Here is a 16,310-nt window from a genome sequence, read left to right on the forward strand (position 1 = left end):
CAGCCAGCAGCACGGGGTAGGGGTTGACCGGCCCCTGAGAGTCGTGCATCTCGAAGTGCAGGTGCGGGTCCGTGCCGGCGGCGTTCCCACTCGTTCCGACCCGGCCGATCACCGTGCCTGCCTGGACCTGCCCGGCGGCCCCGAACGCGTCGAGGTGGGTGGCGTAGTAGCGGTGGCCGTCGACGCCGTCCAGCTGCACCTGCAGGCCGCCGCGCGAACCCTCGCGCTGGGTCGCCACCCCCGCGACGCTGGCGACCACCGGGGTCCCGCGGGGCGCGAACAGGTCGATCCCGTCGTGGAAGCGCCCGTCGGGCTTGCGGTACCCGTAGTCGTTGACGAAGCGCGCCGCCCCCTGCACCGGGCAGCGCCACCCACCGGGGATGGTCAGGCGCGTCCCGGCGAGGAGCCGGTTGGGGTCGGAGATCGCGTTGGCGCCGGCCAGGTCGGCGACCGTCACGCCGTAGCGTGCGGCGATCACGGACAGGCTCTCACCGCGCTGCACGACATGCTCGGCAGTGGCGACCGGGGCCACGGTGCCTGCAGACACCGCCGGCGCAGCCGACGCCTCGGCCACCCGTATCCGAGCGCCGGCCAGCACCCGGCTGGGGTTGACGATGCCGTTGACGCGGGCCAGATCGGCGACCGTGACCCCGTAGCGGGCGGCGATCTGCGACAGGCTCTCGCCCGGACGCACCACGTGGTGTGCCCGGCCGCCGCCGACCCCACCCGACGCCGGGATCTGCAAGCGCTGGCCGACCCGGATGCGGTCGGGATCCGCGATCCCGTTGCTGTCGGTCAGCGCCCGCACGGTCGTCCCGACACGCTTGGCGATCCCCGACAGGGTGTCGCCGTGCTGCACCACGTACGTGTGGGCGCCGGCGACCAGCAGCAGCGCCGCCAAAGCGGCGACGCTCACGATGGTGCGCACGCCGCTGCTCGGCACGGACCGGTCCGCACACTCCCCGCGCATCACTGTCTCCCCAGTGGCCCCTCTTACCGTTCATCGTCCAGCCTGGCACCGGTAGTTGACAAATTCAACAGACGCCACCGGGCCATGCCGATGGCCGGCCGGCCAGCCGGGGCGGCCAGCACACACCGAGCGGGGTTCGCGGGTACGCAGGTCGCATGGCCCCCGACGAACAACCGCGCCGCATCGCCGACCGCTACGAGCTCACCGACCGGATCGGACGCGGCGGCTCCGGTGTGGTGTGGCGCGGGCGCGACACCCTCCTCGGCAGACGCGTCGCCATCAAGCAGATCGAGGTGCCCAGGGACCTGCCCCAGGACGAACGCGAGGGCGCCCGCCAGCGCGTGATCCGAGAAGCGCGAGCGGCGGCGCAGCTCAACCACCGTGGCGCCACGACCGTCTACGACGTGGTCGAGGAGGACGCCGTCGCATACATCGTGATGGAACTGGTGACCGCGCCGACCTTGGCCGACATCATCGAGCACGGCGGCCCCCTCGAGCCGCGCCGCGCCGGGCAGATCGGCCTGGCCGTCCTCGACGTCCTCGAGGTCGCCCACAGCCAGGGCATCGTCCACCGCGACGTCAAGCCCAGCAACGTGATGGTCCCCGACGAGGGCCCGGTCAAGCTGACCGACTTCGGGATCGCGTCTCTGACCGACGACGCGCGGCTGACCACGTCCGGGGTCGTGTTGGGATCGCCGGCCTTCATGGCACCCGAGCAGGCCACCGGCGAGGACGCCGGGCCCGCCACCGACCTGTGGGGACTCGGTGCGACGCTGTACTACGCGGTCGAGGACGCCGCGCCGTTCGAACGCGGCCACGCGATCGCGACCCTGCACGCCGTCGTGCACGAGCCCCACCGGCCGATGCAGCGCGCAGGACCGCTGCAACCGGTGATCGAGCACCTGCTCTCCAAGGACCCGCGCGACCGGCCGGATGCGGGGCAGCTGCGATCGCGGTTGCAGTCGGCGTTGGGTGGGGCGGCTGACAGCGTGCCGACGCCAGCGGTGGCACGCACAGCCGCCCGCGAGTCCGACCAACCGACCGAACGCCTGACTGCCGTCGACGACGAGCCGGGCGCGGACACCGACCCGGAAGTCGCCAGGGACGACGTCGACGACGTCGTCATGGTGACGGACACATCTCCGGATCGGCCCTCGCCGGTCGGCGACCGGCGGACGGTGCTGGCGGTGCTCATCGTCGTGTTGCTCGCCGCGGCGGCGATCGCGTGGCTGTTGACACGCGCCGGACCGTCCCCGGTCGCCGGCGGGCCCGACGAGCAGACGCTGACCACAGCACCGGCCACGCCCGCCACCACGCCACCCGACGAGGCGGCCGCCGCCCCTGGCGAGCAACGCTCGCCACAGGAGAGGCAGTCGCCGCAGCAGGCGCAGTCGCCAGACCAGCCGACCGACGACGGCGACACCGAACGGCCGGTCCCAGACGACTGGGAACGGCACACGCCCGACGGCAGTCCCTACACCGTGGCGTACCCACCGGGATGGGACATCAGGCCGCGGAGCGGGAACCGCACCGACTACGTCGACCCCAGCAGCGGTGCGTACCTGCGCGTCGACTGGACCGACGATCCGGCGGGCGACCCCTACGCGGACTGGCAGGCGTACTCGCAGCAGTTCGCCGCCGCACATGAGGGCTACCGCCAGCTGCGGCTGGAGCGCTCGACGTACAAGGGGTACGACGCCGCCGTGTGGGAGTACGTCTACCGCGAGGGTGGCGTGCGTCTGCATGCGGTCAACCTCAACGTCACGACCGGACAGCGCGGCTACGCCTTGAACTTCCAGACGCACGCCGAGGACTGGGAGGAGCTGTCCGGCCTGTTCCCGGTGATGAAGTCGGGGTTCGAACCGCACGCTTGACCCGGCCGTGAGCGCCGGGCACGTTCTCGCTCCCGGGAGCATGACGAGGAGTGCGCCATGCGTTCACGTGATGTCGCGGCGGCCGCCTTCGGGTCGCGAGCGCGGGCGATCGTCGAGCGCATCCACCGCCGGGTCGCTGCCGCGACTGGCCAGCAGTGGCCGATCCGCCTGTGGGACGGCACCCAACTGGGGCCCGACGACGCGCCGTTCCGGCTGGTCTTGCGCCGCCCGTCGGCGCTGCGTGCGTTGCTCCCCCCCAGTGACGTCGCTGCGGGTGAGGCCTACGTCGCCGGCGACGTGGATGTCGAAGGCGATCTGGTCGCGGCACTGCACGCGGCGGCGACGACCCAGAGGCAACAGCTGCCGTTGTCGACGAGCGCTGCTCTGGCCGTCGATCGGTTCCGGCTTCCGCCCCCGCCTGCTCGCGGTGATCGGCGGATCAGGCTCCGCGGGCGGGCTCACTCGCTCGCCCGCGACCGGGCGGCGGTCCGTGCCCACTACGACGTCGGCAACGACTTCTACGCCGTGTTCCTCGACCGCAGCCTGGTCTACTCCTGCGCCTACTTCGCTGACCCGGATGAGCCGCTCGACGTCGCCCAGGAACGCAAGCTCGACCTGATCTGCCGGAAGCTGGCGCTGCGGTCCGGTGACCGTTTCCTCGATATCGGGTGCGGCTGGGGATCGCTCGTGTCGCACGCCGCCCGCCACTACGGCGTGCACGCCACCGGTGTGACGATCTCGCAGGGCCAGTTCGACCTCGGGCGGGAACGCATCCGGCGGGCCGGACTCGCCGACCGGGTGGAGCTCGTGCTCGGCGACTACCGCGAGATCCGCGGCCAGTTCGACGCCGTCGCGTCGGTGGGGATGTTCGAACACGTCGGCCCGGACGAGCTCGAGGAGTACTTCTCGCGGTGCTTCGCGCTGACGGCCCGCTCCGGACGGTTCCTCAACCACGGCATCACCACCGGTGGCCGGGGGGTCGTCCGCGACTTCACCCGAGACACCGACACGTTCCTCGCCCGGTACGTCTTCCCCGACGGCGGGCTGGTGCCCGCCTGGGAGGCCGTGCGCCACACCGAGCGCGCCGGGTTCGAGCTGATCGACGTCGAGCAGCTCCGCCCGCACTACGAGTTGACGCTCCACAAGTGGGTGCGGCGGCTGGAGGCCAACCACGACGACGCGGTCGGCGTCGCCAGCGAAGCCGTCTACCGCATCTGGCGGGTCTACATGGCGGCGGCCGCGGTCGGCTTCGCGACCAACGAACTGGGGGTGGTCCAGGTCCTGGGCGGCAAAGATGTCAGCGTCCCGCTCGGTCGCCGGTGGATGCTGCCGACCACGCCCGACCAGATGTCGGCCGCACAGGTGGCGGCGGACGCCGGCGCGTGAGTCGCCGACGTCGCGGAACGGTGACCCCCGGCGATCCGCACCCTGCGTAGACTGCGCCCCCATGCGAACCGGACACGCCGACCTCCCGCTGCACGGAGGAAGAGCGCCCCGGTGGCTGTTCGAGCGGATGTCGGCGCTGGCCCGGGAGATGACGGTGGCGATCGCCGCCGAGGAGGGACCGCACGGTCTGCTGCGCCGCGTCTCCGACCCGATCTGGTTCCAGGCGTTCGGGTGCGTGCTCGGCTTCGACTGGCACTCCAGCGGCCTGACCACCACGGTGTGCGGGGCGTTGAAGGCCGCCGTGCGGGGCGTCCCCGGGCTCGGGCTGACGGTCGCAGGGGGGAAGGGTCGCACGTCGCGGCGGACGCCCGCCGAGATCGAGTTGACCTGCGAGCGGCTCGGCCGCGACCCCGCCCCGCTGGTGCTGGCCAGCCGTCTCGCCGCCAAGGTCGACTCGGCAGCGGTGCAAGACGGCTTCGGGCTGTACCACCACACCTTCCTCTTCGCCGACGACGGGGCGTGGGCGGTGGTGCAGCAGGGCAAGAACGACGCCACGGACATGGCGCGCCGCTACCACTGGTACCAGCCGCGACGGTTCGACGCCGACCCGCACGCGGCGGTGGCCGGGGAGCGCTCGGCCGGGCAGGTGCTCAACCTGGTCGCTGCGGAGGCGGAGGCCAACCGCACGGTCTCGGTCGCGCTGGCCAGGGAGGGCCCCGACCCGGTGGTGCGCGATCTGCGTCGGTTGCGCAGCCTGCAGCTGCCACGTCACCATCACGTCCGGGTGGCCGACCTGCACCCCGACCGGCTCGAGCGCATCCTGCTCGGCGCCTACGAGGCTCAGCCCGCCGACTTCACGGCGCTGCTGGCCGTTGCTGGGGTCGGCGCGAAGGGGTTGCGGGCGCTCGCGCTGGTGGCGGAGCTGACCTACGGAGAGCCGACCTCCGTCCGCGACCCCGTGTCGTACTCGTTCGCGCACGGGGGGAAGGACCGCACCCCCTACCCGGTCGATCGCGCGACGTACGACAACACGATCGCATCGCTGAAGGGTGCGGTGCGCGAGGCCAAGGTCGGGCGGGGCGAGAAGGTGCAGGCCCTCAAGCGTCTGGCGCGGGTGGAAGCCGCCGCCCCCCCGGGCTGATCGCCAGCCGCCTGCCGCACCGTCATGCGAGACTGGCGCATCGAGGAACCGGTTGCCACGCTCGGTGATCGCGCGTGACGATCGGAGCAACGAGGATCTTCAGGAGCCATCGTGAGCGACGTTCGCAGCATCCCCGCCGATCGAGACGCGGCGCTCCGTGCCGACATCCGCCGGCTGGGCACTCTCCTCGGAGAGACCCTGGTCCGTCAAGAGGGCGGGGAGCTGCTGGATCTCGTCGAGCACGTTCGGACGCTGAGCAAGACGCTGCGCACCGACGGGCGTGGGGCCGACCCCGGCGAGCTCGAGTCGCTCCTGGCCGAGGTGGACCTGCCCACCACGATCCGCTTGGTGCGGGCCTTCACCGCGTACTTCCACCTGGCCAACGTCGCGGAACAGACGCACCGGGTCGATGAGCTGACCGCCCGCACCGAGCACCGCGGCTGGCTGCAGGCCACCATCCGTCGGATCCAGGAGGCCGACCTCGACGACAAGCTCGTCGCTGACGTCGTCGCCCGCCTCGAGTTGCGTCCGGTGTTCACCGCGCATCCCACGGAGGCGTCACGTCGGTCGATCCTGACCAAGGTGCGTCGCGTCGCCGACCTGCTCACGGAGCGCAACGACCCGCGCGCCACGCCGCTCGACCACGACCGTATCGACCGTCGTCTGGCGGAGGTCATCGAGATGCTGTGGCAGACCGACGAGCTGCGCTTGGAGCGCCCCGACCCCGTCGACGAAGCGCGGGCGGTCATCTACTACTTCGACGAGCTGTTCAGTCACGTGGTCCCCGACCTGTTCGACGAGGTGTCCCACCAGCTGCTCAGGCTGGGGATCGAGCTGGAGCCCGATGCCGTCCCGATCCGGTTCGGGACATGGGTCGGTGGCGACCGCGACGGCAACCCCAACGTCACACCCGAGGTCACATCCGAGGTGCTGCGGGTCCAGGCTGATCACGCCGTCCGCAACCTGCTCTCCGCGGTGCAAGATCTCGCCACGGACCTGTCCACGTCGGTGCGGATCGCCGACGTCACCGACGAGTTGCGCGCCAGCCTGGCCGAGGACCGCGGGTACCTGCCGGAGGTCTACGACCGCTTCGTGCACCTCAACCGCGAGGAGCCCTACCGCCTGAAGTGCTCCTACATCCACCACCGGCTGACCAACACCCGCCAGCGGATCCTGGAACGGCGCGCTCCCGGCCGCGACGAGTACACCAACGCCGATCAGCTCCTGGCGGAGCTGCGGATCATGTACGACTCGCTCCTGGCCAACCGCGGGCAGCTGATCGCTCGCGGGTCGCTGGCCCGGCTGATGCGGATGGTGGCCGCCTTCCGCCTGAACCTGGCGATCATGGACGTGCGCGAGCACGCCGCCAAGCACCACGCCGCCGTGGCCAGCCTCTACGCCCGGTTGGGCCAGCCCTACGAGAGCCTCGATCCGCAGGCGCGCGGGGGGCTCCTGGCCGACGAGCTGCGCAGCCGCCGTCCCTTGGCCGCGCCCACGACCCGCCTCCCCGGGGAGCAGGGCCGGACGCTGGCGACCTTCACGACGATCCGCCGGGCCCTCGACGAGGGCGAGCCAGCGATCGAGTCGTACATCGTCTCGATGGTCGAGAGCGTCGGCGACCTGCTGGCCGCGGTGGTCCTGGCGCGCGAGGGGGGGCTGGTCGACCTCGACGCGGGCATCGCCCGCATCGGCTTCGTGCCGCTTCTGGAGACGCCCGAGTCCCTGGCCGCCGCCGGCGACCTGCTCGACGCGCTGCTGAGGATCGAGCCCTACCGGGAGCTGGTCCGGCTGCGTGGCGACCTGCAGGAGGTCATGCTCGGCTACTCCGACTCGTCCAAGCTCGGCGGCATCACCACGTCACGTTGGGAGCTGCACAAGGCGCAGCGGCGGCTGCGGGACGCTGCTGACCGTCACGGGGTGGCGCTCCGCATCTTCCACGGCCGGGGAGGGAGCGTCGGGCGCGGTGGCGGACCGACCAGCGAGGCGATCCTGGCGCAGCCGCCCGGCACCGTGGACGGACGCATCAAGATCACCGAGCAGGGCGAGGTCATCGCCGACAAGTACGGGCTGTCGGACCTCGCGCGCCGCAACCTCGAGGTGACCATGGCCGCGACGCTGGAAGGGTCGCTGCTGCACCGCGAGGCCCTCAACCCGCCGGAGGCGCTGCGTCGCTGGGACACCGCCATGGACGTGATCTCGCAGGCGGCCTACGACGCCTACCGGGCGCTGGTGGAGCTGCCCCGGTTCGCCGAGTACTTCCGCACCTCGACCCCGGTCGAAGAGCTCGCGGAGCTCAACATCGGCTCGCGGCCGGCGCGGCGGCGCGGCGGAACGGGGCTCGAGGAGCTGCGCGCCATCCCGTGGGTGTTCGGCTGGACGCAGTCGCGCCAGATCATCCCCGCGTGGTTCGGAGTGGGGTCGGGGTTGGCCGCCGCCCGTGCCGAGGGCCTGGACGCCACCATCGACGACATGCGGCGCGACTGGCAGTTCATGCGCATGTTCATCTCCGACGTGGAGATGACGCTGGTCAAGACCGACCTGGACGTCGCCCGTCGGTACGTCGAGCGGCTGGTCGACCCGGAGCTGCACCACATCTTCGAGCGGATCGTCGACGAGTACGAACGCACGGTGCGCCAGGTTCTGCTGACCACCGGCGAGGATGAGCTGCTGGCCGGCCATCCGGTCCTGCGCCGAACGCTCGACGTGCGCGACGCCTACCTCGACCCGCTCAGCTACCTGCAGGTCGCGCTGCTGGCCCGCTACCGCCGCGACGGCGAGCCCGACCCGCAGCTGCGACGCGCGTTGCTGCTGACCATGAACGGGATCGCCGCGGGGATGCGCAACACCGGCTGACGGCCGAACCCGGCCGGCGCGTCCCGGCGCCCCGGCTGTGCGCGATCACTCCAGCGCCCACACAGCGGTGACGTGGACGGCGACCTCCTGCTCGCCGGGCCGGATCGGGACCGCCCCTGCGTCTTGGGCGCGGTCAAGGAGGTGCTTCGGCGGTGGTTGGTCGCCGCCCAGCTGCTCGGAGACGCCGACCAGCCGCCCGAGGTCGCGTTCGGCGAGCTGCGCGTACTGCTCAGCCTTCGCGCGTGCGTCGCCGAAGGCGGCGTCGCGGGCGGCGGCCAGCAGCTCGTCGTTGTCCTCGAGCGTGAAGCGCATCCCGTGGACGCGGGCGGCGTCGCCGGCGGCCTCCACCGCGGCTTGCAGAACCTCGCCGGCGCGGTCGAGGTCGCGCAGCTTGACATCGACGAGGTTGGTCACGGCGTACCCGCGGACGGTCGGGGGACCGTCGCGGGGATGATCCACCCGCGGCTGCACCGAGAACTCGGTCGTCTGGATGTCGGGCTCCTCGACGCCGTGGTCGCCCAGCGCGGACAGCACCTGGTCGACCGCGGCGTTGGCCGCATCGAGCGCCTCCTGGACCGTCTCGCGTTCGACCTCCACGCCGACCGTGGCACGCAACGTGTCGGGGCGGCCGGTGATGCGCCCGACGCCGGTCACGGTCACGCCCTCGGCGATCACCGCGGCGTTCGGGCCGAGTTGGGCCGCCGCCACCTCGGCGGGGGCGCCGGCTACGCCGGTCGATCCGCCCTGGCCGTCACACGCGGCCGCCAACACGGTGACCAGTGCCGTGGCTGCCATGATGATCCGTGGTCGCACCTCGCCTCCTCCTGTCGTGGCGCACGTGGTGAGACGCGGAGCGGGCGCTCATCGTTCCATCACGGCAGGGCGGCGACGGGCGGGCGCATCAGCGCACCCCGATCTTCCGGCTGCACACCGGCCACGCCTCCCACCCCTGCCGGGCCAGGACACGCTTGGCGACGGCGATCTGCTGCTGACGCGAGGCGTTGTAGGCGGCTTGGGGGTACCCGGACGGCTTGAACTGCTCCCAGGTCCGCGGGTGGAACTGCAAGCCGCCCTCGAACATCCCACGGGTGCTCGACCAGTTCCCGCTCGACTCGCACTGCGCGAGCCGGTCCCACAGGGAACCGCCGGACGGAACGCGGGACTTGGGTGGCGGCTTGGGTTCAACGGCGATCCGTTGCAGCTTGGCCTCGGCCGCCGGGTCACCGTCGACACCCACGGGCCCGCTCGGCTCCTCGGTGGACGGCGGGTCGACCAGCTCGGCGACCGACGCAGCCTGCGCTGCGCGCACGAGCGCCGGCGGATGCGGAACCGGATCCTGCGTCGGCACGGCCGACGGCGTGGTTCCTGGGTCGCGGCCGATCACCACCAGCGCGACCGCCACGGTCAGCGCCACCACGGCCAGGACGGCCAGTACTCGACGGGGGAGACGAGGGGGCGTCTTCAACATCGCTCCTTGGCCGGCTGTGCGAGGGCGACCGTTGTCCGCAGGCGGCGTGGACCGTGCGTGCGGCGGCGGCGCTTCGAAGACGTGCGTCGTCGGAGTTGGTTCGCAGCCGTTCCCACAGCGCCCCGTCACCGTGGGAGAGGTTCGCCCTGTCCGTCAGTGTGAGGTCTCGCACGAGCACCGACAACCGCTCGAGGGGCCCACACGGGGGTGTTCCGCCCAACCGTGCGTCCCTGGCGAACGGTCGGGTCCGTGGCGGGAACCGCGGCGGGGGGATGGGGAAGGTGGAGGCGGGCAGGAGGGGTCATGCCAGGCCGGCAGGAGACGATCGACACGCTCCTGTCCCGCCACGGGCGCTTGTTCGCCGAGGACCTGGCGATCGAGATCGAGCGCGGAACGCCCGGCCCGCTGTTCCAGCTCCTCGTCGCCTCGATCCTGTTCGGCGCCCGCATCAACACCACGATCGCGGCGGAGGCGACCAGCGCCGTCTTCCACGTCGGGTGGACCACACCCGCCAAGCTCGCGCACTCGACCTGGAAGCAGCGGGTGGATGTGCTCAACTCCGCTGGGTACCCGCGGTACGACGACGCAGCAGCGGTCCTCGGCGACGCGGTCGGGGACCTGCTCGCCAACTACGGCGGTGACCTCCGCCAGCTCCGCCAGCGGGCGGAACGCGTCCCTGCGCGCGAACGCCAGCTGCTAGAGGAGTTCAACGGGCTCGACGATGCGGGGGTGGAGTTCTTCCTCCGCGAGGTGCAGCTGGTGTGGGACGAGCTGTTCCCGTTCGCTGACCGGCAGGCACTGGACGTGGCTGACGAGCTCGGGGTCGGCCGGTCGGTCGATGATCTGCGCGCCGTCGTCGACGACGACGATCTTCCGCGGTTGTGCGCGGGCCTGATCCGCGCCCGCGACGTTGGCGACGTGGATGCGATCCGCGCCGCGTACGACGCGGAGGACGCCCATGAGGTCGCGACGCTGCTCCAGGAACGCAAGAGCGACCTGTACGATCGCGCCCGCGCTCTGCGCATCTCCGGCCGGTCGAAGATGGACAAGCAGGAACTCGCCGAGGCGATCGCTCGCCGACACTGACGGTGGACCTGCGCGGCGTCGAGCTGACCTGGCTGGGTCACGCCACGTTCCGGTTCCGCACCGGTGACGGCACCACCGTGTACATCGATCCCTGGCTGCGCGACAACCCCGGATGCCCGCCGGGTGAGCGCGACCCCGCCCGGATCGATGCGGTGTTCGTGACCCACGGCCACTTCGACCACCTCGGCGACACGGTGACGTTGGGCTGGCGCTACCGGCCACAGATCTACTGCGTGTACGAGACGTTCCTGTGGTTGGCCCGGCAAGGGGTGCCGCACGTCAACGGCCTGACACACGGCGGCACGGTCGAGGGCCCCGGTGGGGTGCGGGGCACGCTCGTGCGTGCCGTGCACTCCGGAGGGATCCAGCTCCCCGACGACCGGGTGGTCTACGGCGGCGAGCCCGGCGGGTGGGTGCTGGAGTTCCCCGAGGGTCTGCGCGTGTACCACGCCGGCGACACCATGGTGTTCGGTGACATGCGCCTGATCGGCGAACTGTGGCGCCCGCACGTCGCGCTCCTACCGATCGGCGGTTTCTACGTGATGGATCCACGCCAGGCCGCCCACGCCACGCGGCTCCTGCAGGTCCCGACGGTCATCCCGATGCACTACGGCCACTTCCCCATGTTCACCGGCACGCCCGAGGAGTTCCGCCACCAGGCCAGCGACGTCGACGTCGAGATCGTCGAACTTCACCCCGGCGTGCCGGCGCGGTGAGCGGTCAGGCTGGCGCGTCGAGGAGCCGACCGCGCTACACCCGGTCAGCGACGTCCGCGACCCCCGACTCACGCGCGCAGTGGGCGCAGCAGTAGAACTGCCCGTCGGCCTCCACCCCGTGGCCGACCACGCGGCAGCCGCAACGCTCACAGGAGGGAGCCATCGCGTGGATCGCACACTCGAAGCAGTCGAAGGTGTGCACCGCCCCGGCGGCGTGCACCTCGAACGCCTTGTCGTAGTCGTTGCCGCAGACCTCGCACCGAGCCATGTCCACCTCTCCTGTCGCCACCCTTCGGGCATAGTCGGCGGGCAACCCAGGTGGCAACCCACGGATGGTCACGGGGCCCGTCACCGCCAGGAAGGCTGCGTCTACGATCGCCGCTGTCTGCGGCGGGGGTAGTTGTGGGACGTCACCGGCGTGGGTCGGCGATCATCCTGCTGTTGGTCGTGTTGGGAGCTGCGACGCAGCCAACCCCGACCGCCCTGGCGCACGACCCGCACAGGCGGGCGCTGGCCGCCGCAGACAACATCGACGCGGCGATCGAACTCACCCGGCTGGCGTTCGCGGTGGGGAGCGCGCCGGAGGTCCTGCTCGGCCGCGACGACCTGTTCAGCGACAGCCTCGCGGCTGGGTCCGCCACCGGCCGCCCGATCGTGCTCACCCGACGCGATGTCCTGGATCGGCGCACCGCCGCCGAACTCGAACGCCTCAGCGCCGAACAGGTCACCATCCTGGGTGGCACGGCTGCGATCGGCGCACCGGTCGAGGCGGAGCTGATCGCACGCGGGTACACCGTCCGCCGGATCGGGGGCGCCACCCGCATCCAGACGGCGGTGGGCGTCGCGCACCACTACCACCCGGACGCGGCTGACGTCCCGGTGGTGATCGCCCGCGCCGCCGGCGACGGCACGCAGGCCTTCGCCGACGCTCTGGGAGGCTCCGCGCTCGCACACCACCTGGCGGCCCCCATCCTGCTGACCCCGTCGCAGGATCTGCACGACGATGTGGCCGCCTACCTGGTCAGCGCCGGGGCCCGCGACGCGATCGTCGCGGGGGGGACCGCCGCGGTCTCGGCAGGCGTGGAGGACGAGCTCCGCGCGCTGGGGGTCACGGTTCGGCGCGCCGCCGGCCGCACCCGCACCGCCACAGCCGTCGAGCAGAATGGGCGACGGGGCTTCTCGGCCGCGGCCGACGCCCGCTCCGTGCTGCTCATCGATGGCTACCACCCGGACGCGTGGGTCTCGGGGTTCGCTGCCGGTGCGTGGGCGGCGTCCCAGAACGTCGCGATCGTGCTCGCCAACGGCGCCGACCTCGACGGCGACACCGCCCGGTTCCTGGCCGATGCGCTGCACACCGACGTGATCTGCGCCGCGCACGTGGTGACGCGCGCATGCGCGGCCGGGGAGCGCGCGATGCACCTGCCGGCCTTCGCCAGGACCGGTGGGGTCGCACTCCGCCTGCCGTCGCCGGCCGTGGACGTGATCGGGTTCCACGAGTCCAACCACGACGGGGCGCAGCAGCTCGATGTGGTCTCCACCGGCGCTCCGACGGTGACGCTGCCGAGCCGAGATCGCGGAACGGCGTCACGCTCCGCGGCCGATGTGGTGTCCCACCCCGACGTCGCGATCCGCGCACCGGTCACCGGGCGGGTGCTCCGCGCGGGGACATACGTGCTGTACTGCCGCTACTACGACGACTTCGCGGTGATCGAACCCGACGACCACCCCGGGTGGGAGGTCAAGGTGCTGCACATCGACGGGGTCAAGGTCGAGCGCGGTGACCGCGTCACGGCAGCCTCGACGGTGTTAGCTGATCGCCCCACCCGGCTGCCGTTCGCGTCTCAGATCGACGAACACTCGACGCACGACTGGCCCCACGTCCACCTGGAGGTCGTCGACCCGTCGATCCCCGATCGTCCTGGCGAGGGCTGTTGACGGTCAGCGACCGCCGGCCACCTTCTCCATCTCGGTGACCGTCTCGCTCAGCTCGCGGACCAACGGCCCGCCGGCCACATCGGCGAGCCGATCCGCCAGCTGGCGGTAGTACCAGAGCTGGCCATCACGGCCGTGCTCGAGCCGGTCCCAGACCGCGTCGCCGTCGACGCGCAGGTCCCGGAGGATCGCCGCGGCGTTGTGCAGCTTCTCCGCCGCGGAGATGCGCAACGCCGATTCCGGTGTCGTGTCGAGGTGGTCGAGGTACCGCTGCTTCCGTTCCTTCCACTGGCCGCGCTCGTCGCTGTAGGGGTCGTAGTCGGTGCAGGCCAGCACCAGGTTGCCGACGAGCTCGCCGAACTCCTCGACGATGCGGCGGTGCACCTGCTGGGCGGTTTCCCGATCCTCGGCGTGCTCGACCGTGTCGTGCAGCACTGCCGCGATCGCCTCGTCCTCGTCTCCTCCGTCCTCCAGCACCAGCGCCGCGACACCCAGCGGATGGGCGAGGTAGGGCACGTGCGTGCCCTTGCGGGCCTCACCATCGTGCACCGAGTGTGCGACCATCACCGCCTGGACGAAGCGGTCGCTCAGCGAGATCGGGTCGTCGTCAGCCACATCGACTCCTTCGTGGGGGCGTCGCTGTTTCCGCGGCAGCACGCGTCCACGCCGCGTCTGGCAGATGCCTGGCAGATGCCTGGTGGTCTGCGAGTGGATCGCGCGGACGCGCTCGAGAGTGACCGTAAACGATGTGGCCCCGAGCTCGCCCGCTGTCGATACGGTCGGTCGGCTCCGCCGCCGCGTCGCCAACCTCGGCCGGTGTACCGTCGTTGCTTCCCACGACCGATCCGGGAGGCCGGTTGAACGACGACGTCCGCGCGATCGCCATCCGCGACGAACAGCGCCACGTCGACCGCGCCTACGCCCGCTTGGAGGAGCTCCGTCGCCGGGCGGAGCGGCGCCGACAGCAGGCGTTGGCCGCTCCCGTGGTGACCCACGCCGACCTGGTCGACCGCGACGCCGCTGCCTTCCAGGCCGCAGCGCGCGTGACCTCACTCAGCATCGGAGATACCGAGCCGCTGGTGTTCGGCCGCCTCGACCGCGACGACGGCGAGACCTACCACGTCGGGCGGGTCTCGGTCCTGTCGCAGGACTACGAGCCGCTGGTGGTTGACTGGCGGTCCGACGTCGCCGCCGCCTTCTACCGTGCCACCCTCGCCGACCCGCAAGGCGTGCGTCGTCGTCGCATCATCCACTGCCGCGGCCGAACCGTCCTCACGGTCGAGGATCAGCTGCTCGGAGGCGACGGCGAGGGCCGCAGTGACCTCGTCGGTGACGCAGCGCTGATGGCCGCGTTGACCCGCGACCGCTCGCACCGGATGCGCGACATCGTCGCCACGATCCAGCGCGAACAGGACGAGATCATCCGGCTGCCCGCACGTGGAGTGGTGGTGGTCAGTGGCGGCCCCGGCACCGGCAAGACGGTGGTGGCCCTGCACCGGGTCGCCTACCTGCTGTACCGGCACCGGGAACGCCTCGAGCGCCGCGGTGTCCTGATCGTCGGGCCCACCCGTGCCTTCGCCGACTACATCGCCAGCGTCCTGCCGTCGCTCGGTGAGACCACCGCGGTGCTGCAGCCGCTGGGGGGGTTCGTGCCTGGCCTGGTCACCGAGCGCCACGATCAGCGTGACGTCGCAGCCATCAAGGGAGATCCCACGATGGGGGAGGTGATGCGCCGCTACGCCGCCCGCCTCCCACGGGGCACGTCGTGGCGAGGGGCGTTCGACCGGCTGCGCAGCGGCGAGGTGGACCTCGCTGAGCTGGCGGGCGGTGTGCTCACCGCCGACCAGTCGCGGGCCGTGGCCGCCGCCTGGCGTGACGACCACGCCGCGCGACGTTCGCCCTCGGTGGACGACGTTGCCCTCATCGACGAGCTCCGCGTCCACCTCGGCTCCTTCGGCGCGTCGGCTCCGCCCGCCGCCGACGGCGCAGACGAGACGGCGGTCACCACGTTCGCGGACCGCTCGGTCCGCGTCGACCCTGGCGAGCTGATCGGCGCACCCGACTACAGCGAGTTCGGCCACGTCGTCGTCGACGAGGCCCAGGACCTGTCGTTCATGCAGTGGCGGATGATCGCCCGCCGCGGTCACCAGGCCACCTGGACGGTCGTGGGCGACCTGGCCCAGCGTTCGACCCCCGCCGGACCGTCCACCTGGATGGACGTGGGACGACTCGTGGGACGGCGCGAGGTCGAGGTGGCACGCTTGACGGTGAACTACCGCACGTCCGCGCGGATCATGGACCTCGCTGCTCGGCTGCTGACGGTCACCGCACCCGACCAGCGACCCCCGCGGTCGGTGCGCAGCGGGGAACACGACCCCTCGATCATCACCGGGTTGCCCGATCTCGCCGACGCCGCGGCCGCCGAAGCGAGACGCGCCCGCGAGGCCGTCACCGGGACCGTCGCCGTCGTCGCTGCCGGTGCGGTTCTCCCCGAGTTGGTCCAGCGCCTGGTGGGCGACGACGTGCGCGTGTTCGATCCGTGGACCGTGAAGGGTCTGGAGTTCGACGCGGTGGTGGTCGCCGACCCCGACGCCGTGGTTGCCACCGCCGGATACGGCAGCCTCTACGTCGCCCTGACACGCGCCACCGAGCGGCTCTCGGTCGTCACGGGCGGTCAGGACCTACCCGGCCCCCTCGCCGGTTCCGACGCCGTCGCCGCCGCCGGCTGAACAGCCGTCGGCCCCGTCGCGCCGCGCGGCGACGCACCCGTCCGTTCGTACGGGAAGGGTCACCGCGCCCCCCGCGTTCTTCGGTGTGAGGCGCAGCCCGTGGGTGCGGGCTGTCGTTACCGTCGAACTACCACCACCCACGCCCGGACCATCCG

Annotated in this window: 12 protein-coding genes and 1 pseudogene; 8 read left to right on the forward strand and 5 right to left on the reverse strand. The window is 71.8% G+C overall.

Annotated elements, in window-relative coordinates; genetic code table 11:
* Positions 1-928: M23 family metallopeptidase (locus M3N57_03325; protein ID MDP9021729.1), on the reverse strand; the 928-nt coding region annotated here is incomplete at its 3' end.
* A 197-nt stretch (positions 929-1,125) separates the two neighbouring features.
* On the opposite strand from M3N57_03325, the gene M3N57_03330 reads away from it, so the two are divergent.
* The 4 genes from M3N57_03330 to ppc all read left to right on the forward strand — a co-directional run bounded on the left by M3N57_03330 (position 1,126) and on the right by ppc (position 8,224).
* On the forward strand, positions 1,126-2,844 hold the full coding sequence (locus M3N57_03330) for a protein kinase (protein ID MDP9021730.1): 1,719 nt from the start codon (positions 1,126-1,128) through the stop codon (positions 2,842-2,844).
* Positions 2,845-2,901: 57 nt separating this feature from the next.
* Positions 2,902-4,230, forward strand: coding sequence for a cyclopropane-fatty-acyl-phospholipid synthase family protein (locus tag M3N57_03335; protein MDP9021731.1), 1,329 nt, complete (start codon positions 2,902-2,904; stop codon positions 4,228-4,230).
* A gap of 61 nt (positions 4,231-4,291) precedes the next feature.
* Complete coding sequence (locus M3N57_03340) at positions 4,292-5,371, forward strand: DUF763 domain-containing protein (protein MDP9021732.1); 1,080 nt, start codon at positions 4,292-4,294, stop codon at positions 5,369-5,371.
* Positions 5,372-5,482: 111 nt separating this feature from the next.
* Positions 5,483-8,224, forward strand: a complete 2,742-nt coding sequence (ppc, locus tag M3N57_03345; GenBank protein ID MDP9021733.1) for a phosphoenolpyruvate carboxylase — start codon at positions 5,483-5,485, stop codon at positions 8,222-8,224.
* A 45-nt stretch (positions 8,225-8,269) separates the two neighbouring features.
* Here the strand turns inward: ppc and M3N57_03350 are convergent, their stop codons facing one another.
* Both M3N57_03350 and M3N57_03355 read right to left on the reverse strand, forming a co-directional pair.
* The gene (locus M3N57_03350) at positions 8,270-9,037 is read right to left on the reverse strand and encodes an SIMPL domain-containing protein (protein MDP9021734.1); all 768 of its coding nucleotides are present in this window, start codon (positions 9,035-9,037) and stop codon (positions 8,270-8,272) included.
* A gap of 112 nt (positions 9,038-9,149) precedes the next feature.
* Positions 9,150-9,359 (reverse strand): annotated as a pseudogene (locus tag M3N57_03355) (transglycosylase family protein).
* Positions 9,360-9,995: 636 nt separating this feature from the next.
* Between M3N57_03355 and M3N57_03360 the strand changes: the two are divergent.
* Positions 9,996-10,778: a Rho termination factor N-terminal domain-containing protein gene (locus M3N57_03360; protein MDP9021735.1), complete on the forward strand. Its 783-nt coding sequence runs from the start codon at positions 9,996-9,998 to the stop codon at positions 10,776-10,778.
* 2 nt (positions 10,779-10,780) lie between these two features.
* Positions 10,781-11,494: a metal-dependent hydrolase gene (locus M3N57_03365; protein ID MDP9021736.1), complete on the forward strand. Its 714-nt coding sequence runs from the start codon at positions 10,781-10,783 to the stop codon at positions 11,492-11,494.
* Positions 11,495-11,528: 34 nt separating this feature from the next.
* Here M3N57_03365 and M3N57_03370 read toward each other — a convergent pair whose 3' ends face one another.
* Entirely contained in the window at positions 11,529-11,762 is a 234-nt protein-coding gene (locus M3N57_03370; protein ID MDP9021737.1) for a hypothetical protein, read from the reverse strand.
* 179 nt (positions 11,763-11,941) lie between these two features.
* Here M3N57_03370 and M3N57_03375 point away from each other — a divergent pair, with 179 nt between their 5' ends.
* Positions 11,942-13,429, forward strand: coding sequence for a cell wall-binding repeat-containing protein (locus tag M3N57_03375; protein ID MDP9021738.1), 1,488 nt, complete (start codon positions 11,942-11,944; stop codon positions 13,427-13,429).
* Between the two features lie 3 nt (positions 13,430-13,432).
* Here M3N57_03375 and M3N57_03380 read toward each other — a convergent pair whose 3' ends face one another.
* Positions 13,433-14,041 carry an HD domain-containing protein gene (locus M3N57_03380; protein MDP9021739.1) on the reverse strand — a complete coding sequence of 203 codons (609 nt, stop codon included), beginning with the start codon at positions 14,039-14,041 and terminating at the stop codon, positions 13,433-13,435.
* Positions 14,042-14,283: 242 nt separating this feature from the next.
* On the opposite strand from M3N57_03380, the gene M3N57_03385 reads away from it, so the two are divergent.
* Entirely contained in the window at positions 14,284-16,155 is a 1,872-nt protein-coding gene (locus M3N57_03385) for an AAA family ATPase (GenBank protein MDP9021740.1), read from the forward strand.
* Positions 16,156-16,310: the final 155 nt, after the last annotated feature.

The organism is Actinomycetota bacterium (genome assembly GCA_030776725.1).
Lineage (GTDB): Bacteria > Actinomycetota > Nitriliruptoria > Nitriliruptorales > JAHWKO01 > JAHWKW01.